Below are 21,215 nucleotides of genomic sequence, written 5' to 3'. Positions count from 1 at the left end.
ACATTGGCCAAATGTTTCTGTTCCCGGCAAAAAACACCATATCCGGCAGCCCTGGGGGCGCGGCGGGGTAGGGATCGAGCGTGATCCGGGTACTGGTCGTCGACGACGAGGCACTGATCCGCACGGGTTTCCAGCACATCCTCGACGCGGCGGACGACATCGAGACGGTCGCCGCGGTGCCCGGGGGACGGGCCCTGCGGGCGGTGGACGAGCTGCGCCCGGACGTCGTGCTGCTCGACATCCGCATGCCCGACGTGGACGGGCTCACCATCCTCGCCGAGATCCGCAGGATGCCCGCGCCCCCCGTGGTGGCGATGCTGACCACCTTCGACACCGACGAGTACGTCACCGCCGCCCTCCGGGCCGGGGCGGCCGGCTTCCTGCTCAAGGACACCGACCCCGAGCAGCTGGCGTACCTGGTGCGGAACCTGGCCGCCGGCGGGGTGGTGCTCGCCTCCGCGGTCACCCGTACCGTCGTGGACGGCTACCTGGAGGGCGAGGAGCAGACCACCGCGGCGCACGCGGTCGCCGGGCTGACCGACCGGGAGCGCGATGTGCTCGTGCTGGTCGCCGAAGGGCTCTCCAACGCCGACATCGGCAACCGGGTGCACCTGAGCACCGGCACGGTGAAGGACCATGTCAGCGCCATCCTGACCAAGCTGGGGGTGGGCAGCCGTGTGCAGGCCGCGCTGCTGGCCGAGCGCGCGGGACTGCTGCGGCACCGGCACGGGGAAGGGCGCACACCGTGAATCGGGCTGCCGGCACTCAGGCCACGTAGCGGCTGACGCGGGTCGCCCTGTTCAGGACGGACTCCAGGGGCCCCCGCCGGAAGAAGGACATCCAGACCACGGCCAGCAGCACGGCCGCAGCGCTGAACGCCAGCAGGACGCCCATCGGCGGACCGGGCAGGTCGCCTAGGTTCAGGCCCAGTGCCGTGACGGCGAGGATGTGCAGGACGTAGACCGTCAGCGACATCGAGCCGACCGCGACCACCGGCATCGCCACCCGCCGGACGGCGCGCCACCGGGCGACGGCGTCCGTGCAGACCACGAGCACCAGCAGGGCGACACCCGTGCCGGCGATCGCCGAGAGGGTGGTCTCGCTGTGCGGGGAGGCCGCCCACAGCCACGACGCGCTGTCGCCGTCACGGCTCGGGAAGCCCGCGGCGTCCGACCACCAGGCCGACCGCGCGCCGCCGCGCACCGCGTCCTGCCCGAACATGGAGATTCCCGGCACCACGCCGGGAATCAGGTGCAGCGCCAGCCATGATCCGCCGTAGCCGACCAGGGCCAGCGCTCCACCTGCCATCGCCAGCCGCGCACGAACGGCCGCCGACCGGAGGTCGAGACGGGCAACCGCCATGCCGGCGATGAGGAACGGCACCCACGCGAGGACGGGATAGTCACCGGTGAACATCAGCCCGATGACACCGTCCGTGCCGCCGACGTGGGCCAGGGGGTCGTGCCGCATGACCGCCTCGGCCCACGAGCCCTGATCGATCGAGCGCTGCACCACGAAGAGCACCTGGGGCAGCACCAGCACACTGCCCGCCGCGATCGCCGCGAGAGCGGCGGGGCGCAGCCGGTACAGCGGGAGAACGAGCAGGAAGCACACGCCGTAGTACGCCAGGATCACCTCGATCGAGGTGCCGAGCATCGTCAGCGCGGTGCCCAGGGCCACCAGGACCACAGCGCGGATCACCACCCGGACGACCGCCTGCCGGCCGGCCCTGCCGGTCGCGGGGGTCTGCCGCCCGGTGAGGAGGACGACCGAGAAACCTGCCAGGAAAGCGAAGAGGGCCGACGACCGGCCCTGCGCCAGTTCCATCAGCCAGCCCCGGAATCCGCCGACCTCGGGGTCCGGGCCCACATGGGCCGCGTACATTCCGAGGACCGCGAGTCCACGCGCGAGATCCACACCCACCATGCGCCCCACCGGAGTCTTTCCGGAGATGGCTTCCGGGGCGCCGGTGGGAGCCGCCCGCTCCGCTACCGGTCGCCCCGGGGCCGACACGGTGAAGAGAACATCGTGCGCCATGTCTCGATGGTCCCCGGGCGGGACCGCCGGCCGGTATCCGGCAGGCGTCCGGTCCTGCCCCGCCGGGCGGAGGGTGCCCGCCCCCCGCCGCCTGGCGGGACCCCGCGGCGGGGGCCGGGCGCGCGCCGGGCACAATGGCCGCGCATGAGCCCTTGGTTCGAGCAACAGCCGTACGGGGACGGCCTGATCCGCCTCACCGAGCCGCATGTCCACGAGATCCTCAAGGCCAATGTGTGGTGGCTCCGGGGCACGGACCGCGATGTCGTGGTGGACGCCGGCCTGGGCGTCGTCGCGCTGCGTGACGGAGTGCCCGCGCTCTTCGCGCGCGACCCGCTGGCCGTCCTCAGCCACGCGCACCTGGACCACGTCGGCGGGGCGTACGAGTTCCGCGAGCGGGCCGGGCACCCCGCCGACGCCGCCGCCCTGGCTGCGGGCGTTCCGGCGAGCCTGGACGGGCCGGAGCTGGCGCGCCTGCTCGGCGCCGGCGAGGTGGGGGCGGACTTCCCCGACCGGATGATCGACGCCCTCCCCGGGCCGGGGTACGACCCGGCGGCGTACCGCGTCGCCCCGGTGACGCTGACCCGCACCGTCGAGGACGGGGACCGCATCGACCTCGGCGGCCGGTCCCTCACCGTCCTGCACCTGCCGGGGCACACCCCCGGGTCCGTCGCGCTGCTGGAGGAGCACACCGGGGCGCTGTACTCCGGTGACGTCGTCTACGACGGACACCTGGTCGACGACCTGCCCGGGTCGGACGTGGCCGCCTACCGGCGCAGCGCGGAGCTCCTGTGCGGGCTGGAGGTGTCCGTGGTCCACCCCGGCCACGGCCGCAGCTTCGACCGGGAGCGGCTGCACCACATCGCGCGGACGTACCTGCGCAGGACGGCCGGGGACGGCGAACAGCCCCTGACCGCACAGTAGGCCGTGTCCTCACTCCCCAGCCACCGCTGGGAGGTGCCCCCACCCCAGCCACCGCTGGGCGGCGCGCCCGGGCACGGCACTCAGCCGGCCTTCGGCCCGGGGGGAGTTGCCGCACCGTCCGAGCCGCCGGACCGCGCCGACCGCGAAACGGCTCTGCGTCCTGCGATGCACCCCACCTGGGGGCACCCCGGAACTCATGTGGGGCCGCGGCCTCGCCGTCACCCGGGCCAGGTGCCCGTCAGCCGCCGCACGCCTGTCGCGCCGGCCCGGTCGACGGCGGCCTTGACGGTGGCGAAGACCGCGCCGCGCAGGGCGGCGGCGATCAGGACCTCCCGCCACCCGCGCTCCTCGTCGGTGGCCTTGGGCGCCTCACCCTCATGCCCGAGCAGCTTCCACGCCCTCGTGAACAGCGCTCCGGCCACGGCGCCGCCGAGGGCACCCAGGGCGAGCCCCACCGGCCGGTACAGCATCCCGGATGCCCTCATGACCCGGCCTCACCGCCCGGTGCGGCGCACGGCCAGGTAGATCAGCACGATGCCCGAGACGACGGCGAGGATCCGGTCGCGGTGGCGGCCCGCGACCACAACGGCCTTCCGGGCCCGCTCCGGTGTGTGCTCGTGCACGCGCTCCAGCGCCTGGGCGAGCGTGTCCTCGGCCTGCGCCGCCTGTTCGCCGATCCGCTGCCGCGTGGCGGCAGCCCGTTCCCGCGGGTGCGCCGTCGCTTCGGCACGGGCCGCGAACCGGGCGACCGCGCCGCCGAGTTCCTGCCGGGCCCGCGCGGCGTCCGCGCGCCATCGCCCGGGCGCCTCTTCCCTGTCCGGCATGGCTCCGCCCTTCCCGTGGTCCCGGCCGAACCGGCCCTCGCACCGCCGGCCGGACGGTACTGACGGATCGTCAGCGGAGATTCCCCGCCCCTCGGCCCTCACTGCCCGGCTACCCCTGGCCGGGCACGGCATGCGGGGGGAGGCGCCACTACGGGCGCAGCTCCGGCGGCTCCTTCTCCCGGCCGAGGTCGGTCTCCACGTCGTAGCCGACCGGCCCGTGCCCCGAGCCGGGGTGGGCGATGTCCGCGCCGAGGTCGAACGCGGCCTCGTCGACCGTCTCCGTCAGCTCGTCCTCCTCGTGCTTCCGCACGGCCTCCCAGTGGTGTTCGGCGATCCGCGCGACGAGGCCGCGGACCCCTTCGTGGTGTCCGTCGGCGGGACGTTCGTCATGGCTCATGCCCCCATGTTCCGCTGCCGTACCGGAGCGGAACAACCAACCCCCGGTGAAACTCCCTTCCGTCTCCGGCCCTGCAAGCCCGGCGTCGGTGCCGTGGCCTACGCTCACCACGCAGGGATGATCAAGGAGAGGGGCCAGGGGTGGGGAACGACGTGCGCGGGCGGTGCCCGCAGTGCGGGGCGGAACTGCCGTCGGACGACCGGTTCGTGGTGTGGTGCGTGGAGTGTGCGTGGAACGTGCGGGGCGGAGCCGACGAGTCCACGGACGACGCCGGCCGCATCGACAGGTTCCGGCGGCGTCTTTCACGGGCCTACGGCGAGGAGTTGTTCGGCCGGATGACGTCGGCGCGGCCGCCGCGCCCGGGACGAGGCGCCGCGTACGCCGCGGCGCTCGCGCTCTCCGCCTTCATCCACCTGCTCACACTGGCCATCGCGGCGAGCGGCGTGTGGCTCGCGGTATAGGGCTGGGAGGCGGGTGTCCCGGTCGTCGTGGGGACCCTGCTGCTGGGACTGGCATGGCTGATGTGCCCGCGGCCGGCACGCATGCCGGACGGCATACAGGTGCACCGTGCGGACGCGCCCGCGCTGTACGCGCTCCTGGACGAGGTCGCCGACAACCTGGGGGCTTCGCGCGCGCACGTGGTCGTGGTGGATCCGGCGGCGAACGCCTCCGTGACGGTGGTGGGGGTGCGGCGCCGGACGGTCCTGACGATCGGACTCGGGCTGTGGGACCCGCTGACCCCGCAGCAGCGGGTGGCGCTGCTCGGCCACGAGTTCGGACACCTGGTCAACGGCGACTCCCGGCACGGGCCGTTCATCGGCTCCGCGTGCAAGGCCCTCGCACAGTGGTACTACCTGCTGCGCCCGAGCCGCGACACCAGGGGCATGGGGCCGGTCGAGTACGTTTCGCGGCTGTTCCTCTTCCCTCCCGCGTACGCCGCGCTGCTGCTCCTGTACGTGCTGGACCACCTGACGCTGCGCACCTCCCAGCAGGCCGAGTACCTCGCGGACGACTTCGCCGCACGAACCGGCTCCTCGGCGGCCGCGATGGAGTTGATGGACCGCCTGTTGCTGGCCGACGCCTTCCAGTTCTGGCTGGAGCGGCAGAGCGTCTCGGCCAGGACGACGCACCAGGGCACGCGCGGCCCCGGGGAACCCGACGAGGCGGTCTGGGAGCGGCTGGCGGCATACGTGGCCTCGATCCCCTCGCACGAGGTCGAACGGCGCCGCCGGGTGTCGGTCCTGACCGCCCACGCCCAGAACAGCACGCACCCGCCGACCCACCTGCGCAGGGCCGCCCTGGCCTCCCGGGAGCACCGGGATGCCGCCATCGTGCTGGACGTCGCGCGGGCCAAGGAGATCGACGCGGGGCTCGCGCCGGCGCGCCGGGAGCTCGGCCGGAAGGTGCTGCGCGGCTGAGAAGGCAGGGCGCGGCCGCGGCGCGTGCCATGATGCGGGGCGGACAGGCACAGGGACGGCCCTGTGCGGCGCGCGGCATTGCACGGGGTGCGGACATCATGGGACCAGGGCCGGCACGACAACAGCCGCCGGCGGCCGCCGACGCGGCCGCGTCCTCGGTCGCCGCACCGGTCTCCGGCCGGACAGCGCGCCCGTGGGACCGGGGACGGTGGCGGACTTGGCTGTTCGTCCTGGCCGTGGTCGCGCTGCTGGCGCAGATGGCCGTCGCGATGGTGACGACCGCCGTGCAGCAGACCCCCACGATCGACGAGCCCGTGTACGTGGGCACGGCGGAGGTCTACCTGCACGAGCACAGCCTGCGCTTCAACCCCGAGCACCCGCCGCTCGGCAAGCTCGTCGTGGCGAGCGGGCTGGCGTTCACCGACGTGCACTTCGACGGCGGATTCACCGGGAACCAGACGCAGCTGGGGCGCCGCGTCCTGTACGAGTCGGGCAACGACCCGTGGCGGGTGATGCTCGCGGCGCGCCTGCCGGTGATCGTGCTCACGCTGCTGTTCGGGCTGGTGGTCCTGGCGTTCGCGCGGGACCTGTTCGGCCCGGCGGGAGCACTGCTCGCCGTGGCGCTGTACGCCTTCTCCCCCGATGTCGTCGCGCACGGCTCGCTGGCCACCCTGGACGTGCCCGCGGCCGGATTCGTACTGACGGCGGCCTGGTGCCTGTGGCACGCCCGCCAACGGCCGCGCCTGTGGCTGCCCTTCGCCGGCGCGGCGCTCGGCGCGGCCCTCGCCACCAAGATGAACATGCTGGCCGTGGTGCCGGTGGTGCTGCTGCTGGCCGCCGTCGACCAGGCGAGGAAGGGTCGCTGGGCGCGCGGTCTCGTGGCGGCGGCGGGCGTCGCACTGGTCGCGGTGGCGGTGGTGTGGGCCGCCTATCTCGCCGTGGACCCGCGGCTGCGGTGGACGACGCCGGACGGGGTGCCCGCGGTCCACGGACTGCGCGGGCTGGTGACGTCGCTGCTGCCGTTCCCCGAGGCCTACCGGGACGGGATGCGGCTCCAGTTCGGCTTCGAGAACGCCACCTGGGACGGCTTCCTCTTCGGCCGGCACTATCACGGGGCGCTGTGGTACTACCTGCCGGCGGCGCTGCTGGTGAAGACGCCGCTCGGCATGCTGGCCCTGTGGGCGGCGGGTGCCGGCGTGCTGCTCGCCGTGCGCCGGCTGCGGCCCGCCGCGGCGTACGTGCTGCTGCCGCCGCTGGTGCTGCTCGCCGCGGCGATGACCGGGTCACGGGATCTGGGCGTCCGCTACGCGGTGTTCGTGCCGGTGTTCGGGGCGGTGGCGGCCGTGGGGGTCACGGCCGTGCGGCGGCGGTGGGTCGGGCCGGCGGCCGTCGCGCTGGCCGCCTTCACCGCGGTCAGCTCGCTGCGGACGTTCCCCCTCTACCTGCCGTACTCAAACGAGGCGTTCGGCGGTCCCGCGGCGACGCATCTGCGCCTGCACGACTCCAACGTCGACTGGGGCCAGGACCTCGGGCGGCTCGCGGACCGGCTGAGGGAACGCTATCCGGGCGAGCGGGTCTGGCTGGTCTACAAGGGCAGCGGCGTGCCGTCGTCCTACGGCATCACGTCACGGTTTCCGCTGGCCGTGCCCCCGGACAAGGTGCACGGCCTGCTCGTCGTGTCCGACTCCTCGGTCGCCAAGGCCGAGGGCCCGCTCGCCGTGCTCCTGGCGGACGCCGTGCCGGTCGACGAGGTCGGACACTCCATCACCATCTACCGGCGCTGAACGCCGGGCCGTGGGCCCGGCGTCCGGCGTCCGGGCCGCTCGGCTCAGGGCTTGCGGGCCACCATGCCGTAGACGTTGATGTCGGCGTCCGTCACGTCGTTGATGTCGTTGTAGCGGATCTTGTCGATGTCCTCCATGCCCTCGATGAACGCCGGGTCCATGTCCGTGGTGGAGGCACCGGTGTCCGGGGAGTGGTCCGGACGCCAGTGGTGGACGGGGACGAGCCCGGGCTCGATCAGTTCGAGGCCGTTGTCGCTCACGAAGCGCAGGACCTCGGCGTGCGGCCGGAGCACGAAGGAGAAACCCCGGTCCTGGTAGGTCTTGGCCACCTTGGCGATCTGCTCGGCGTTCAGGTCGGAGGTGAGGTGCGTCAGGATCACATGGCTGCCCGAGGGCAGGGCGTCCACGAGGTGCTTGACGACGCCGTACGCCTCGTCGTCCTCGACGAAGTGCAGCACGGCCACCAGCACCAGGGCGATCGGCTGGTCGAAGTCGAGTGTGCGGGCGGCCTGTTCGAGGATGGTGGCCGGGTCGCGCAGGTCCGCGTCGATGTAGTCGGTCCGGCCCTCGGGGCTGGAGGCGAGCAGGGCGCGGGCGTGCGCGAGGACGACGGGGTCGTTGTCGACGTACACCACGCGGGCGTCGGGGCTGATCCGCTGGGCGATCTGGTGGACGTTCTCCTGGGTCGGCAGACCGGTGCCGATGTCCAGGAACTGACGGATGCCCACCTCGCCCGCGATGTGGTGCACCGCGCGGCGCAGGAGGTCCCGGTTGTGCCGGACGTCGAGGTAGCCGCGCGGGTTGGCGGCGAGGGCGGCCGCCGCGGCGTCGCGGTCGACGGGGTAGTTGTCCTTGCCGCCGAGGAACACGTCGTAGACGCGGGCCGGGTGGGCCTTCGTCGTGTCGATGCGCTTGCGGAGCTGCTCGGCGGACTCGTAGGCGGTGGAGGCCTCGCTGTCATTGCCCATGGGACCATCCCCTGAAACTCGAAAAATCGAAAAAACCGATCCGATCAACAGACAACTTACCCGGTCTGGCCGCGAGTTGGTGCCCCGCCTCCCCCACTGGTCACAGCGGTGCCCGCGGGATCCACGGCACCGGCACGACGGGCGGCGAGGGCCTTCAGCGACCAGGCCAGTTCGGGAGCGGCGGACTCCGGCGCCGGCCAGCCGTTGACCGTCGCGAGCAGCGTGGCGTAGCGCTCCCGACGCGGGTCGTCCGCGGCCGCCAGCAGGGCGGGCAGCCGGCCGCTCAGGACGCCGTCGTCCGCCGCGCCCAGCGCCTCGGCGCAACCGGCGGTCAGCGCCGCCACGACCGGCTCGGCCCCCGCGGACAGCGGATCGACTCCCGCCGCGACCGCCGGGCCCACCCGGTCCCGGACCACCGCGACCAGGTCGCGGCGCGGCAGCCCGTCACCGGCGCGGGCACGCCGGGCCGTCAGGTCCTCGGCCAGGGCGCGCAGCCGCGCGCGGAAGGCCTCGTCCTCGGCGAGTCCGGCCAGTTCCACCCACGCGCGGAGCTGTTCCGGCGTGGGGTCGTCGGGCAGTTCGGGCGTCAGCGTGCGTCGGACACCGGCGACCGCGGGGTCCGTGAGGCCGCCGAGCACGGCGTCCAGGAAGCCCTCGATCACCCGGTTCCGCTCCTCGGCGGTCAGCATGGCCAGTCGGTTCAAGCGATCCATCTCCTCGGGTGTGGCCCGGTGTTCGGCGACCGTCGTCAGCACGGCACGCCGCAGGTGCAGCACCCGGATCTGCGCCGCCAGCGCCTCCGCGTGGGCAGCGGCCACCTCGGGAAGCGTGAGTTCGCGGTCCACGACCTTGCGGATCGTGGCGAGGTCCAGTCCGAGGTCCCGCAGGGTCCGCACCAGCTCCAGGCGGGCGAGTGCCCGCGCGTCGTACAGCCGGTAGCCGGCCGCGCTGCGGCCGGCGGGGACCACGATCCCGCGGTCGGACCAGGACCGGACGGTCTTGACCGTCAGCCCCGTGTGCCGGGCGAGGTCGCCGATCGTATGGAACGTGCCGTCGTGCATGCCCCCACCCTCGCGTCTCCCCCAGGGGGAGACTCAAGCGGTTTGGGGGACGCCGTCCGGCACGTCGCGCTGCCAGCGGCGCTCACCGTCCTGCCAGAGGCCGGTCGGGGCGAGGCCGCACGCGCGGGCGACGGAGGCGGAGGCGTGGTGGTCGGGGTGGATGTACGCGACGACCGTGCGGACGCCACGGGAGACCAGCCGGCCGGTCAGGGCCCGGGCGGCCTCGCCGGCGAGGCCCCGGCCCTGCCAGGGCGTGCCGACGACCCAGGCGATCTCGGCCTCGGGGCCCACGGCCCCCGGGGACAGCGTCGCCTGGACGTAACCGGTCAGGCACCCCTCGTCGCGCAGGCGGAGCACCCAGGTGAGCCAGGAGACCGCCGGGTCGGGGGAGCCGGCCAGCACGCGCCGGTAGCGGGCGCGCAGTTCGTCGAGCGTCTCGGGCCTGCCACCGATGAAGGTGTGCAGGGCGGGGTCGGACAGCACGCGGGCCATCTCGTCGGCATGGCCGGCGCGCAGCGGCAGCAGGTCGAGGCGGGCGGAGCGCGGGACGCCGTCGACGGCGACGCACACGCCGACAACCCGCTCGCCGTCCACCCACCCACGGGCGCCGAACCGCACGCGGCGGCCGTCCACGGCCGTCACCAGGTGCAGGCCGGACACGCCCGTGCCGCGGGCGAGAACGATGTCCCCTGCCGCGACCCGCGCCGGATCGGCCGGGGCCACGACCACCCGCTCACCGCCGTGCAACGGCGGCGGCACGGCGCCGGCCGCGCAGCCGAACTCCACGGTGTGCCCGGCGGCGACCCGCTCCGCGACGTCCTCCAAGGTACCCATGACCCCGATCATGCCCGGTCCCCGCGGGCTCCCGCGGCGGCACCGCGCCGGGCGAGCGGAGCGCACGCGGCGCGGTTACCGGGACCGCCCGCCATCCGCGTGCGGCACAGGCCTCCAACGCCCGCACCCCGACAGCGACGGCACCACCCTGAGCCTGCCCGCCAGCAGAGCCACACTCGCCGGACAGGCACATCCCAGCCACGCACGGCCCGGCCCGCCGACTCCCAGGGCGGCACCACGCCCAGCGGGCGAATCGCTCGCGGCGCGGTTACCAGAACCGCCCGCCACCCGCGTGCGGCACAAGCCGCCAACGCCCGCACCCCGACAGTGACCGCACCACCCTGAGCCCGCCCGGCAAACGGATCGCCCGGGGTGCCGGCACATCGGGCCGCGATCACTGGACGGGTACGTCCGGGTACGGCGGAGCCGCCCGTCATCCATGCCGACCCGGGCGGCCAACTCCCGCGCCCGGACGGCGACGGCACCGCCCCGTCAGCGGAACCGCACCCCACGCCCGCGCGACAGGCACCTCCCGGCACAGCGGAGCCGCCCCTCACCCGCGGGCGGCGCGAGCCGCCAGCTCGCGCGCCGCGGCGGCCACCGCGCCGCCCTGGGCACGCCCCGTCAGCGGATTGCTCGGGGTGTAGTTCAGCGTGACGCCCGCCTGGGCGCAGCGGGCCGCGATCGCCGGGGAGGCGCGTTCGGCGAGGGCGGCGATGGTGAGCGAGGGGTTGACGGTCAGGGAGGTCGGGACGGCGGAGCCGTCGGTGACGAAGATGCCCGGGTGGGAACGGAGTTCGTGCAGGTCGTCGAGGGCGGACAGGGCGGCGGAGTCGCCGGTGCGGCACGAGGCGAGGGGGTGCGCGGTCACCGTCCCCGTGACGTGCTCGTCCCAGGGGCGTACGGTCGCGAGCCCGTCCTTCTCCAGCACGGACCGCAGATGGGCGTCGGCCGCGTCCCAGCCGCGGCGCGTGCCGGCGCCGGGGGCGAAGCGCATGGTGCCCAGGCCGATCCCGTTGGCCAGGCGCGTGAAGCTGCCGGTGAGGGGCGGCGCGCCGAAGCGGCCCTCGGTCTCGTCCTCCGTCATGGCGAGCACGGTCAGCCAGGAGCGCCACCGCGCCCGCATCCGCTTCTTGTCCACGCCGGACCACAGCCCCGCGGCGGTCTGCGCGAGGGTGTTGGTGACGGTGGGGAAGTAGATCTGCTGGAGCGTGAAGCGGGTGAACTCAGGTGCGGCGGCGTCCAGTCGGTCGTAGGAGGCGGCGGTGATCGGCATGCCGATGGGCAGGCCCTCGTACGCCACGGTGGAGCTGCGTGCCAGCCCGAGCAGCGAGCGGACCTTGCCCTCGTCGAGTTCCGCGACGCTGACACGGTCGCCGTTGCCGGAGAACCAGCCGCCGACGGCGGCCGGGACGCCGCCGAGGAGCGGTGCCGAGCGCTGGAGCAGGACGGGGGTGCCCACGGCGCCCGCGGCCAGCACCAGGGTCCTGGCGTGGAGGGTGCCCACCCCGGTGGGACACGTGTAGTCGTCCGCGTCGAGCGTCATGTAGTCGACCGCGTAGCGGTAGCCCGGCTCGGTCGACGGCCGTACGAGCTGGACCTCGTGCAGCGGCCGGATCTCCGCGCCGTGCGCCTCGGCGGCGGGCAGGTAGTTGAGCAGCATGGAGCGTTTGGCGCCGAACCGGCAGCCGGACAGCATCCAGTTGCAGTCGGTGCAGCGCGCGCGGTCGACGGCGACCGGCACCGGGTTGCAGGTGTGCCCCGCGCGGTCGCACGCGGCGGCCAGGACACCGCCCGCGTACGACACGTCCGGCCAGTCCAGCCGGGTCACGGGCAGGGCCTGCTCCACCTGGTCGTACCAGGGGTCGAGGGTGGCCCGGGTGATCGTCGCGGGCCACAGCCGGCGCCCTGCGGGGTCGCGCCGCCCGAAGACGAAGGACGGCGCGCGCAGCGACGCGGCGAAGTACACGACGCTGCCCCCGCCCACGCAGTTGCCCGCCACGACCGAGATGCCGTCGCCCTTGATGACGTCCACGATCCGGGGGTACGCCCCGAGGTTGAGGTCGTGGGTGAAGTCCTCGGTGGCCAGGCGGGGTCCGCGTTCCAGCACGGTGACCCGGGCGCCGGCGGCGGCCAGGTGGTAGGCCGGGATGGCGCCGCCGAAGCCGCTGCCGACGACGAGGACATCGGTGGTCTGCGGGCTCATGCGGGGCTCCCGGAGGGGGTGGTGGCGGGGTGCGGCGCGGCCAGGGCCCTGCCGTACGAGTGGTCGGGGAAGCGCCACAGGCCGTCCGGGCCGGGCGGCGGGAAGCCGATCCAGGTCAGGCCGGGGTGGCCGCCGGCCAGGGCCTGCGCGGTGTGCAGGTGGGCGGCGGTGTCGAAGGCGAGCCCGACCAGGAAGGACAGCAACTGCCAGACCGGCCGGTCGGGGTCGTCGGACTGGAACAGCCCCGCGACCACGGCGGTGCGGTGCGGGAAGGCCAGTCCGACGAAGGGCGGCCGGTCCAGGGGCAGCAGGATCAGATGGGTGACGGCGTACGAGGTGGCCCGTGCGTCCAGCAGCGTGGCGATGCCCGGGAGCAGCGGGGCAAGGGGGAGTTCGGGTGCCGTCAGCAGGGTGACGGCACCCGCCTGGACGGCGCCGGGGCCCGCGGCGGCACCCGCGACGGCGCGGTCGGAGGGACCGCGCCGCTCCCCCGGCACCAAGGTGTCGGCGAAGGCCTCCAGTGTGGATATCGGCCAGGAGCCGTATGCCGATGTCACGGCCGTGGCCGCGGTGGCCGCCGTTGCCACCCCGGTGCCCAGGACGGGCAGGGCGGGCAGGGCGGGCAGGGCGGCGACGGCGGCGGCGAGGCCGCGCAGCAGGGCGCGGCGGTCGATGCCCGCGTCCACCGCTACCGCGCCGGGCAGAACAGGCTGTAGGGCAGCGCTATGGACAGGCCGGTCTCGCCGGCCTCGTCGCCGTACGCGGCGAGGACGTCGGCGACCTCGGGCAGCCGGGGCCGCAGTGCGGTCACGACGTCGCCGATGCCGACGCTGACGCCGTCGACGCGGAAGTCCGTCAGCCGCATCGCGGCCCGCCGCGCGCGCTTGTCGAACCAGTAGCGGCCGTTCCACGTCACGTACGGGACCGCGCCGGTCGTCGCCTGCACGCTCCAGTGGTCGCGCTGGTAGTAGCGGCAGACGGGCAGCGCGAGGGCGAAGCGGGAGGGCTCGGCGAGCAGGAAGCGGACGGCGCCGCCGTTGTCGAGGGTGATGTCGCGCTTGGAGTACTCGACGCACACCGGGTCGGTGAGCCACAGCCAGGGGTCGGGCGTCTCGCCCTCCCCGTAGGAGTGCCAGGCGCAGGAACCGGCGAACCCGGGCTCGGTGTACGGCTCCGTGGCCGCGGCGGGGCCGGCGGCGACGGTGAGCGCGACGAGGGCGGCGGCGACCGCCGTCAGCAGGCGGGCGGGGCGGGGGAACGGGGACACGGGCACACTCCGGTGGTCAGAGGGGACGGGCCGGGGGCACCACCGAAGAATGCTCCTGACGTGACGTCAGGGCAAGAGGTTGTACAGAGACTCATTGAATCAGTGGCTCAGCCACTGCTCCTGTGTGTTGACGCGCCGCCCCCGGGACGGCTGGGCTGGGACCGCACACCCGCACACGCGGTACGCCTGCTCGAGAGGACGGCCCCGGTGGACCCACTGACCCGCGAGACCCTCGTCGACGTCCTGGAGCGCCGCCTCCAGGACGACATCCTGGGCGGGGTGCACCCCGCAGGCGCCCTCCTGCCGCCCGAACAGCGCCTCGCCGAGGGCTACGGCGTCACCCGCACCACCGTGAAGCACGCCTTCGGCCGGCTCACCCAGGCCGGGCTGCTGGAGACCCGGCACGGCGTGGGCACCCGCGTGCGCGACTACCTCCGCCTGGGCGGCGCCGACTTGCTGCCGATGCTCGTCCGGCACAATCCGGGCTGGCTGGCCGACATCTTCGAGGTCCGCGCCGGCGTCGGGGCGCTCATCGCCGAGCGCGCCGCCGTCGCCGCGACGGCGGTCCAACGCGCCCGGCTGCGCGAGCTGTTGGACACGGTCGCGGCCGCCCCCGACCCGGACGCGGCGCAACTCGCGGACGCCGAGGTGCACCGGGCGCTGGCCCACGCCACCGGCAACCGCGTCTACGTCCTGCTCACCAACACCCTCTTCGCGGCCTACCTCCCCCTGCGGGCGCGGCTCGTCGCGCCCTTCCGCGACCCCGCCGAGGCCGCGGCCCGGCTCGAACCCCTGGTCGCCGCCGTGGAGTCGGGGGACGGCGCGGCCGCGCGGACGGCCGCGCAGACGTATCTGGACGAGACGCGCCGGATCATGCTGGCGGCGCTCGACCCGGCCTGACCACCCGCCCCGCCGCGGAAAACCCCGGTGCGGTGCCGTCCGGCGCCCGGGCAGACTGGCTCGATGAACGCCCGTGCCGCCGCCCGCACACCGCAGGAGAACGCCCTGCGCCACGTCGCCGCGCGCTCGTCGGGTGGCCCGCTCGACCCGCGCCTCCCCGTCACGTTGAACTTCCACCCCGACCGGGACGCAGGCGGCGTGCCGACGCTGGCGAGGATCGCCCAGGACGGCGTCTACCGCTCGCAGTTCGTGACGGGCACCGGCAACGGGGGCCTGACCGCGCACCCCGGCGGCGACCGCTGGCGCTGGGAGAGCCGCATCTTCGACGGCGCCTACGACCGCGCCGCCGGCCACGAGCGTCCGGTGTACGGGGCGCTGAACCACCGGCGCGACCCCGCCGGCGGCGCGCCCCGCTTCGGCTCCTGCCATTTCCGGCTCGCCCCGCCGACCCTGGCCCGGACCACGTTCTGCTACCCCGACAGCTCCACGGAACCGGAGCTGTTCGCGGTGGCGGCCCGCTTCGCGCTGCTGGAGCCGGCGGCGGCCGACGGCCTCGACACCCTGGACGGACACATCGAGGCCCAGGTGCACGGTCCGGTCCTGCTCGACGGCGACGTGGAGGCGCTGGTGCTCGACCCCTCCTTCCGCGGCACCGCCGTCGAGGACGCCGCCCGGCGCCTGCCCTGCCCCGTCGAGTGGCACGGCGGTTTCCGGCTGAGCGCGGAGCATCTGGCGCGCCACGCGGACTACCGCGGCCGGGAGTACACCGACCTGGGCGCGGCCCTGTCCTCCGGCGGGATGCTGGTACCGCGCACGATCGGGGACGCCGCCCGCAGCGGGCGCCACGACCCGCAGGCGCTCAAGCGGCTCTGGCACGTGCTCGCGCGCTTCGGAGCCCCGGAGGGTGCCGGCGGCGAGGCCGTCGCGTGCGCGTCCTGCCGGGCGGCGTGAGCACGCGGCACCTCGCGCGGGGGGCGACCCGGCGTCCGGGCGGATAGCGTGGACAGGGCACCGGCCGCGGCTCCGCGACCGGTGGCCGTTCCGTACGGGCCGTTGAGACGGGAGCCCCGATGACGCCTTCGTCGCCGCACACGGGCGCCCCCGCGCCCTCCGGTGGCCAGGACCCCGCGGACGGGCGGCCGCGGCTGTCGGCGCTCGTGATCTACGTACGCGACCTGGACCAGTCGGCAGCGTTCTACGGCGACCTGCTGCGGATGGGGATCGCGACCCGGGACACCACGGCCCTGCTGCTGACGGACGCCGGGGGCTCGATGGTGGTGCTGCGGGCGATGCCGCGCGGCGAGCACTCGCTCGGCGGGGTCGGCGTCCAGGCGACGGTGTGGACCGCGCGGGACGCCGAGGACCTGGACCGGTGCGAGCGCCTGCTCAGGGAGCGCGACGCGCACGTGGAGACCACCTCGGTCGACGGACGCACCGTGGTGGAGGGACGCGACCCGAACGGCCTCACGGTGCTGATCGCGTATCCGCGGCTCGAACCCGTCGTCGCCCAGTTGATCATGAACCGCGCCTACGGGTGGTGACGCCCCCGGGCGGGACGCTGCCGGCGCACGCACGGCGGGACCCGGCGCGGCTTCCCCACCGGCGGCGCAACGGAAGCGAGCTGACGACTCGTCGGTCATGAAAGCCCCTCCGGGGGGGCAGGCGGTCACGAGACGACAACGTCACGTTCCGTACTGCCGTGAGGAGAGCTCCCATGCCCTTGAACTTCCGGAAGTCCTTCCGGATCCTTCCCGGCGTCCGCCTCAACATCAACAAGAAGTCGCTGTCGATCACGACCGGCGGTCCGCACGCCCACCACACCGTGAACACGCGCGGAGACCGCACCGAGTCCGTCGACCTGCCGGGCCCGTTCTCCTGGCGCCGCACCACGCGCCGCAAGCGGCGGTGACCGCACTACTCCAGAATCCACCCGGACATCCACCGCTCCTTGACCGCGGGCCATTCGGCGGCGACGAGGGAGTAGTAGACGGTGTCGCGCCATGTGCCGTCGACGCGCCGGCAGTGGCGGCGCAGCACTCCCTCGCGGATGCCGCCGATCCTGGTGACGGCGTCCTGCGTGGGCCGGTCGAGGCCGTCCAGCCGCCATTGCACGCGCCCGAAGCCGAGGTCCTCGAAGGCGTAGTAGACCAGCATGAAGTGGGTCTCCAGGTGCACGGGGGTGCCCCAGAGCGCGGGGTCGAGCCAGCTCCAGCCGATGTCGACGCGTTCGTCGGCGGGCGCGATGCCCACGTAGGCGGCCCAGCCCGAGGGGCGGTCGGTCGAGCGGGGCACCACGGAGAAGGCGACCGCCTCGCCGGCCGCCGCCTGGGCGAGCCGCTGGTCGACCACGGCGCCCATCTCGGCGTTCGAGCGTGGCGGGGTGGTCGACAGCCAGCGCCACACCTCCTCGTCGCCCCGGGCCGCCTGGTACAGGTCCGGGACGTGGCTGCGCGACAGCGGTACCAGCCGTGCGTACCGGCCGTCGATGGTGACGGAAGCAGGGAAGCGTACTGCCATGCCCGAACGCTAAACCGAACGGGCCCGCGGCGGCACCCGGTCGCCGATTCCGGCACGGCGTACCGCCGGTACGGCCGACCGGCGCTCCCGCGTCCGGCTGGTAGAGGGCCCCGGCAGGCATGCCGGGGTGTCCGGGCGGGGAGGCGGGTTGCATGACGAAGACCGGTCTCCCGGAGGGCATCCGGGCCTGCCTTTTCGATCTCGACGGTGTGCTGACGAAGACCGCGCTGGTCCACGCCGCCGCCTGGAAAGAGACGTTCGACGACTTCCTGCGCCGCCGCGACGGTGCGGACTTCCGCCCCTTCGACAAGGTGGCCGACTACGACGAGTACGTCGACGGCCGCCCGCGCGCCGACGGTGTGCGCACCTTCCTCGCCTCCCGCGGCATCGAGCTGCCCGAGGGCACGCCCGACGACCCGCCCGACCGCGACACGGTGAACGGGGTCGGCAACCGCAAGAACGTCATCCTCCTGGAGAAGATCCGCACCGACGGCGTGGAGGCCTACGAGGGCTCCGTCCGCTATGTGCACGCCGTGCGCGCGGCGGGGCTGCGTACCGCCGTGGTCTCCTCCAGCGCCAACTGCCGCGACGTGCTGGTCGCCGTCGGCATCGAGGACCTGTTCGACGTCCGGATCGACGGGATCGTGGCCGCCGAGCGCAAACTGCCCGGCAAGCCGCACCCCGACACCTTCCTGGAGGCGGCGCGCGACCTCGGTGTCGAGGCGGCCGCCGCGGTCGTCTACGAGGACGCGCTCGCCGGGATGGACGCGGGCCGCGCCGGGCGGTTCGGGTACGTGGTGGGGGTGGACCGGGTCGGCCAGGCGGACGCGCTGCGCGAGCACGGGGCCGACATCGTGGTGCAGGACCTCGCGGAGCTGCTGGAGGACCACGCGTGATCACCCATTCCGCGTTCTCGGTCGAGCCGTGGACGCTGCGCGAGACCGGGCTCGACTTCGACGTGCTGGCGCAGAGCGAGTCCGTCTTCGCGCTGTCCAACGGCCATGTGGGCTGGCGCGGCAACCTCGACGAGGGCGAGCCGCACGGACTGCCCGGCTCCTACCTCAACGGCGTGCACGAGCGGCATCCGCTGCCGTACGCCGAGGCCGGCTACGGCTACCCGGAGGCCGGGCAGACGGTCATCAACGTCACCAACGGCAAGCTCATCCGGCTGCTGGTCAACGACGAACCCTTCGACGTCCGCTACGGGCGGCTGCGCTCCCACGAGCGCGAGCTCGATCTGCGCACCGGGCTGCTGAAACGTACCTGCGAGTGGACCTCGCCGGCCGGCTGCACCGTGCGCGTCCGCTCCACCCGCATGGTCTCCCTGACCCAGCGGGCCATCGCCGCGGTGCTGTACGAGGTGGAGGCCGTCGAGTCCACGGTCCGGCTCGTCGTCCAGTCCGAGCTGGTCGCCAACGAGCAGTTGCCCCAGGTCTCCGGCGACCCGCGCGTCTCCGCCGTGCTGGAGTCCCCCCTGGTGCCCGAGGAGAACGTCGCGGTCAACACCCGGCTGCGGCTGGTGCACCGCACCGCCGTCACCGGGCTGCGGGTCGCGGCCGCCGCGGACCACCGGGTGGAGGGGCCGGAGTCCACGGAGAGCTTCAGCGAGAGCAACGAGGAGACCAGCCGGCTCACCATCACCTGCGATCTGTCCCCCGGCGAGACGCTGCGCATGGAGAAGATCGTCTCCTACGGCTGGTCCGGGGTGCGCTCGCTGCCCGCGGTCCGGGACCAGGTGGAGGCCGCGCTCGCCGGTGCCCGCTCCACCGGCTGGCAGGGCCTGGTCGACGAACAGCGCGCGTACCTGGACTCGTTCTGGTCCCGGGCCGACGTCGAGATCGACGGCGACGCCGAGATCCAGCAGGCCGTGCGCTTCGCCCTCTTCCACGTACTGCAGGCCGGCGCCCGCGCCGAGCAGCGCGCGATCCCGTCCAAGGGCCTGACCGGGTCGGGGTACGACGGCCACTCGTTCTGGGACACCGAGAGCTTCGTGCTGCCGCTGCTCACCTACACCTCCCCCAACGCCGTCGCCGAGGCGCTGCAGTGGCGGCAGGCAACGCTGCCCGCCGCCCGGGAGCGGGCCGCACAACTCGGCCTGAAGGGCGCCGCGTTCCCCTGGCGGACCATCGACGGCTCCGAGGGGTCGAGCTACTGGCCCGCCGGAACCGCGGCCTTCCACATCAACGCCGACATCGCCGACGCGGTGGTGCGCTATGTCGCCGTCACCGGCGACGAGGTCTTCGAGCGCGAGACCGGTGTGGAACTGCTCGTCGAGACCGCCCGGTTGTGGCTCTCGCTCGGCCACCACGACCACCACGGCCGGTTCCACATCGACGGCGTCACCGGACCGGACGAGTACAGCGCGATCGCGGACGACAACACGTACACCAACCTCATGGCGCAGTCGAACCTGCGCCACGCCGCCGACGCGGTCGAGCGCCACACGGAGCAAGGCGCGGCCCTGGGCGTCGACGACGAGGAGACCGCCGCCTGGCGGGACGCCGCCGAGGCCATGACCGTGCCCTACGAGAGCTCCCTGGGCGTCCACGAGCAGTCGTCCGGCTTCACCCGGCACCAGGTGTGGGACTTCGCGTCGACCCGCCCCGACCAGTACCCGCTGATGCTGCACTTCCCGTACTTCGACCTCTACCGCAAGCAGGTCATCAAGCAGGCGGACCTGGTGCTCGCGATGTTCGTGCGGGGCGACTGCTTCGACGACCGGCAGAAGGCGCGCAACTTCGCCTACTACGAACCGCTCACGGTCCGGGACTCCTCCCTGTCGGCGTGCGTCCAGGCGATCATCGCGGCCGAGGTGGGCCATCTGCGCCTGGCGTACGACTACCTCGGCGAGGCCGCGCTGATGGACCTCAAGGACCTGGAGAACAACACGCGCGACGGGCTGCACATCGCCTCGCTGGCCGGCACGTGGATGGCCCTGGTCGCGGGGTTCGGCGGGATGCGGCGCCACGCGAGCGGGGTCCGCTTCGCCCCGCGGCTGCCGGAGAAGGTGCGCCGGCTGGCCTTCACGGTGCAGGTGCTGGGGCGGCGGCTGCGCGTCGCGATCACCGACTCGGTGGCCACGTACACGCTGCTGGAGGGCGACCCGCTGGAGATCCGGCACTTCGACGAGTCGCTGACGGTGTCCACCGCCGGTCCGGAGAGCCGCCCCGTGCCGGCGGTGACCGCGCGCCCCGAACCGGAGCAGCCCCCGGGCCGCCGGCCGGCGAGGCGGTGAGACCGGCAAGGCGGTTCAGAGCGCGGTGAGGATGCGGGGGCCCTCCTCGGTGATGGCGACGGTGTGCTCGATGTGGGCGGCCCGGCTGCCGTCGTCGGTGCGCAGGGTCCAGCCGTCGGCGGCGGCGTGGTAGCCGTCGTGACCGCCGGCCATCAGCATCGGCTCGATGGCCAGGGTCAGGCCGTGGCGCAGGGGGAAGCCACGGCCTGGCCGCCCGTGGTTGGGCAGGTGGGGGTCCTCGTGCATGCGGCGGCCGATGCCGTGGCCCCCGAAGTCCTGGGGCATGCCGCACCGGGCGCCGCGGACCACGCGGCTGATGGCGTGCGAGATGTCACCGATGCGGTTGCCCACAGTGGCCGCGGCGATCCCGGCGTCCAGCGCGCGCTGCGTGGCCTCGATGAGCTCGGCGTCGCCGGGGCGCGGGGTGCCGACGATGAAGCTGATCGCCGCGTCCCCGGTCCAGCCGTCGAGTTCCGCGCCGCAGTCGATGCTGACCAGGTCGCCGTCGCGCAGGCGGTAGTCGTCGGGGATGCCGTGGACGATGGCGTCGTTCACCGATGCGCAGATCACCGCGGGGAACGGTGTCGGCGCGAACGACGGGCGGTACCCGAGGAACGGGGACCGGGCGCCGGCGTCATTGAGGACGGCGCGCGCCGCCTCGTCCAGCTCGCGCAGCGACACGCCGACGCGGGCCGCCTCGCGTACGGCGGCCAGTGCGTGGGCCACCACGCGGCCGGCTTCCCGCATGGCCTCCAGGGCCGCATCGGTCTTGATCTCCACCATGTGCCGTGTCCTCTTTTCTGCGTTTCCAGGGGGTCGCCTGGCCCAATACTTATACCGGTATTA

At 74.0% G+C, this 21,215-nt stretch carries 23 protein-coding genes; 11 read left to right on the top strand and 12 right to left on the bottom strand.

The features are described 5' to 3' along the window. The first annotated feature begins 80 nt into the window (after positions 1–80). On the top strand, positions 81–749 hold the full coding sequence (locus ABZ883_RS07710; protein WP_360903179.1) for a response regulator transcription factor: 669 nt from the start codon (positions 81–83) through the stop codon (positions 747–749). Between the two features lie 16 nt (positions 750–765). Here the strand turns inward: ABZ883_RS07710 and ABZ883_RS07705 are convergent, their stop codons facing one another. Further along, a complete protein-coding gene (locus ABZ883_RS07705; RefSeq protein WP_360903176.1) occupies positions 766–2,037 on the bottom strand; it encodes a DUF418 domain-containing protein in 1,272 nt (423 codons plus the stop codon). Between the two features lie 144 nt (positions 2,038–2,181). Between ABZ883_RS07705 and ABZ883_RS07700 the strand changes: the two genes are divergently transcribed. Beyond that, entirely contained in the window at positions 2,182–2,958 is a 777-nt protein-coding gene (locus ABZ883_RS07700) for an MBL fold metallo-hydrolase (protein ID WP_360903173.1), read from the top strand. 218 nt (positions 2,959–3,176) lie between these two features. On the opposite strand, the gene ABZ883_RS07695 is transcribed toward ABZ883_RS07700, so the two are convergent. The 3 genes from ABZ883_RS07695 to ABZ883_RS07685 all read right to left on the bottom strand — a co-directional run bounded on the left by ABZ883_RS07695 (position 3,177) and on the right by ABZ883_RS07685 (position 4,179). Beyond that, entirely contained in the window at positions 3,177–3,443 is a 267-nt protein-coding gene (locus ABZ883_RS07695) for a DUF4235 domain-containing protein (RefSeq protein WP_360903170.1), read from the bottom strand. A gap of 9 nt (positions 3,444–3,452) precedes the next feature. Then, on the bottom strand, positions 3,453–3,782 hold the full coding sequence (locus ABZ883_RS07690; protein WP_360903167.1) for a hypothetical protein: 330 nt from the start codon (positions 3,780–3,782) through the stop codon (positions 3,453–3,455). A 148-nt stretch (positions 3,783–3,930) separates the two neighbouring features. Further along, positions 3,931–4,179: a hypothetical protein gene (locus ABZ883_RS07685; protein WP_360903164.1), complete on the bottom strand. Its 249-nt coding sequence runs from the start codon at positions 4,177–4,179 to the stop codon at positions 3,931–3,933. A 140-nt stretch (positions 4,180–4,319) separates the two neighbouring features. Here ABZ883_RS07685 and ABZ883_RS07680 point away from each other — a divergent pair, with 140 nt between their 5' ends. The 3 genes from ABZ883_RS07680 (at position 4,320) to ABZ883_RS07670 (ending at position 7,381) form a co-directional block, all read left to right on the top strand. Then, the gene (locus ABZ883_RS07680) at positions 4,320–4,640 is read left to right on the top strand and encodes a hypothetical protein (protein WP_360903161.1); all 321 of its coding nucleotides are present in this window, start codon (positions 4,320–4,322) and stop codon (positions 4,638–4,640) included. Between the two features lie 27 nt (positions 4,641–4,667). Then, positions 4,668–5,597: a M48 family metalloprotease gene (locus ABZ883_RS07675; RefSeq protein WP_360903158.1), complete on the top strand. Its 930-nt coding sequence runs from the start codon at positions 4,668–4,670 to the stop codon at positions 5,595–5,597. A 257-nt stretch (positions 5,598–5,854) separates the two neighbouring features. Further along, positions 5,855–7,381, top strand: a complete 1,527-nt coding sequence (locus ABZ883_RS07670; protein WP_360904032.1) for a glycosyltransferase family 39 protein — start codon at positions 5,855–5,857, stop codon at positions 7,379–7,381. A gap of 44 nt (positions 7,382–7,425) precedes the next feature. On the opposite strand, the gene ABZ883_RS07665 is transcribed toward ABZ883_RS07670, so the two are convergent. From ABZ883_RS07665 to ABZ883_RS07640, 6 genes are all read right to left on the bottom strand, one after another. Continuing rightward, on the bottom strand, positions 7,426–8,349 hold the full coding sequence (locus ABZ883_RS07665; protein ID WP_360903155.1) for an SAM-dependent methyltransferase: 924 nt from the start codon (positions 8,347–8,349) through the stop codon (positions 7,426–7,428). Positions 8,350–8,405: 56 nt separating this feature from the next. Then, a complete protein-coding gene (locus tag ABZ883_RS07660; RefSeq protein WP_360903152.1) occupies positions 8,406–9,410 on the bottom strand; it encodes a MerR family transcriptional regulator in 1,005 nt (334 codons plus the stop codon). 33 nt (positions 9,411–9,443) lie between these two features. Next, positions 9,444–9,980, bottom strand: a complete 537-nt coding sequence (locus tag ABZ883_RS07655) for a GNAT family N-acetyltransferase (protein WP_360904029.1) — start codon at positions 9,978–9,980, stop codon at positions 9,444–9,446. An 817-nt stretch (positions 9,981–10,797) separates the two neighbouring features. After that, positions 10,798–12,450 (bottom strand): GMC family oxidoreductase, encoded by a 1,653-nt coding sequence (locus tag ABZ883_RS07650; RefSeq protein WP_360903149.1) that lies wholly within the window; start codon positions 12,448–12,450, stop codon positions 10,798–10,800. Further along, on the bottom strand, positions 12,447–13,136 hold the full coding sequence (locus ABZ883_RS07645; protein ID WP_360903145.1) for a DUF5987 family protein: 690 nt from the start codon (positions 13,134–13,136) through the stop codon (positions 12,447–12,449). Before ABZ883_RS07645 ends, ABZ883_RS07650 begins: the two co-directional genes overlap by 4 nt. Positions 13,137–13,138: 2 nt before the next feature. Next, entirely contained in the window at positions 13,139–13,717 is a 579-nt protein-coding gene (locus ABZ883_RS07640; RefSeq protein WP_360903142.1) for a hypothetical protein, read from the bottom strand. Between the two features lie 207 nt (positions 13,718–13,924). Between ABZ883_RS07640 and ABZ883_RS07635 the strand changes: the two genes are divergently transcribed. The 4 genes from ABZ883_RS07635 to ABZ883_RS07620 all read left to right on the top strand — a co-directional run bounded on the left by ABZ883_RS07635 (position 13,925) and on the right by ABZ883_RS07620 (position 16,526). Beyond that, positions 13,925–14,617: an FCD domain-containing protein gene (locus ABZ883_RS07635; protein WP_360903139.1), complete on the top strand. Its 693-nt coding sequence runs from the start codon at positions 13,925–13,927 to the stop codon at positions 14,615–14,617. A 63-nt stretch (positions 14,618–14,680) separates the two neighbouring features. Further along, complete coding sequence (locus tag ABZ883_RS07630; RefSeq protein ID WP_360903136.1) at positions 14,681–15,568, top strand: DUF3626 domain-containing protein; 888 nt, start codon at positions 14,681–14,683, stop codon at positions 15,566–15,568. 119 nt (positions 15,569–15,687) lie between these two features. Continuing rightward, complete coding sequence (locus ABZ883_RS07625; RefSeq protein ID WP_360903133.1) at positions 15,688–16,158, top strand: VOC family protein; 471 nt, start codon at positions 15,688–15,690, stop codon at positions 16,156–16,158. Between the two features lie 173 nt (positions 16,159–16,331). After that, entirely contained in the window at positions 16,332–16,526 is a 195-nt protein-coding gene (locus tag ABZ883_RS07620; protein ID WP_360903130.1) for a DUF4236 domain-containing protein, read from the top strand. A 5-nt stretch (positions 16,527–16,531) separates the two neighbouring features. On the opposite strand, the gene ABZ883_RS07615 is transcribed toward ABZ883_RS07620, so the two are convergent. Continuing rightward, positions 16,532–17,134, bottom strand: a complete 603-nt coding sequence (locus ABZ883_RS07615) for a GNAT family protein (protein ID WP_360903127.1) — start codon at positions 17,132–17,134, stop codon at positions 16,532–16,534. 152 nt (positions 17,135–17,286) lie between these two features. Here ABZ883_RS07615 and ABZ883_RS07610 point away from each other — a divergent pair, with 152 nt between their 5' ends. Continuing rightward, positions 17,287–18,030 (top strand): beta-phosphoglucomutase family hydrolase, encoded by a 744-nt coding sequence (locus ABZ883_RS07610; protein WP_360903124.1) that lies wholly within the window; start codon positions 17,287–17,289, stop codon positions 18,028–18,030. Next, positions 18,027–20,369: a glycosyl hydrolase family 65 protein gene (locus ABZ883_RS07605; RefSeq protein ID WP_360903121.1), complete on the top strand. Its 2,343-nt coding sequence runs from the start codon at positions 18,027–18,029 to the stop codon at positions 20,367–20,369. Before ABZ883_RS07610 ends, ABZ883_RS07605 begins: the two co-directional genes overlap by 4 nt. 15 nt (positions 20,370–20,384) lie before the next feature. Here the strand turns inward: ABZ883_RS07605 and map are convergent, their stop codons facing one another. Next, the gene (gene map / locus ABZ883_RS07600; protein ID WP_360903118.1) at positions 20,385–21,152 is read right to left on the bottom strand and encodes a type I methionyl aminopeptidase; all 768 of its coding nucleotides are present in this window, start codon (positions 21,150–21,152) and stop codon (positions 20,385–20,387) included. Between the last annotated feature and the right edge of the window lie 63 nt (positions 21,153–21,215).

Origin of the sequence: Streptomyces sp. NPDC046977, from assembly GCF_040644455.1 — a bacterium.
Taxonomy (GTDB): domain Bacteria; phylum Actinomycetota; class Actinomycetes; order Streptomycetales; family Streptomycetaceae; genus Actinacidiphila.
The sequence above is the reverse complement of the archived record's forward strand: the minus strand, read 5'-3'. Positions and strand labels throughout refer to the sequence as shown.

Bases quoted from the DNA above. Each gene is read 5' to 3' on its own strand.
- ABZ883_RS07705 (WP_360903176.1), bottom strand. From the start codon at position 2,037: ATGGCGCACGATGTTCTCTTCACCGTGTCGGCCCCGGGGCGACCGGTA.
- ABZ883_RS07700 (WP_360903173.1), top strand. From the start codon at position 2,182: ATGAGCCCTTGGTTCGAGCAACAGCCGTACGGGGACGGCCTGATCCGC.
- ABZ883_RS07695 (WP_360903170.1), bottom strand. From the start codon at position 3,443: ATGAGGGCATCCGGGATGCTGTACCGGCCGGTGGGGCTCGCCCTGGGT.
- ABZ883_RS07690 (WP_360903167.1), bottom strand. From the start codon at position 3,782: ATGCCGGACAGGGAAGAGGCGCCCGGGCGATGGCGCGCGGACGCCGCG.
- ABZ883_RS07685 (WP_360903164.1), bottom strand. From the start codon at position 4,179: ATGAGCCATGACGAACGTCCCGCCGACGGACACCACGAAGGGGTCCGC.
- ABZ883_RS07670 (WP_360904032.1), top strand. From the start codon at position 5,855: ATGGCCGTCGCGATGGTGACGACCGCCGTGCAGCAGACCCCCACGATC.
- ABZ883_RS07665 (WP_360903155.1), bottom strand. From the start codon at position 8,349: ATGGGCAATGACAGCGAGGCCTCCACCGCCTACGAGTCCGCCGAGCAG.
- ABZ883_RS07660 (WP_360903152.1), bottom strand. From the start codon at position 9,410: ATGCACGACGGCACGTTCCATACGATCGGCGACCTCGCCCGGCACACG.
- ABZ883_RS07650 (WP_360903149.1), bottom strand. From the start codon at position 12,450: ATGAGCCCGCAGACCACCGATGTCCTCGTCGTCGGCAGCGGCTTCGGC.
- ABZ883_RS07630 (WP_360903136.1), top strand. From the start codon at position 14,681: ATGAACGCCCGTGCCGCCGCCCGCACACCGCAGGAGAACGCCCTGCGC.
- ABZ883_RS07625 (WP_360903133.1), top strand. From the start codon at position 15,688: ATGACGCCTTCGTCGCCGCACACGGGCGCCCCCGCGCCCTCCGGTGGC.
- ABZ883_RS07620 (WP_360903130.1), top strand. From the start codon at position 16,332: ATGCCCTTGAACTTCCGGAAGTCCTTCCGGATCCTTCCCGGCGTCCGC.
- ABZ883_RS07615 (WP_360903127.1), bottom strand. From the start codon at position 17,134: ATGGCAGTACGCTTCCCTGCTTCCGTCACCATCGACGGCCGGTACGCA.
- ABZ883_RS07610 (WP_360903124.1), top strand. From the start codon at position 17,287: ATGACGAAGACCGGTCTCCCGGAGGGCATCCGGGCCTGCCTTTTCGAT.
- map (WP_360903118.1), bottom strand. From the start codon at position 21,152: ATGGTGGAGATCAAGACCGATGCGGCCCTGGAGGCCATGCGGGAAGCC.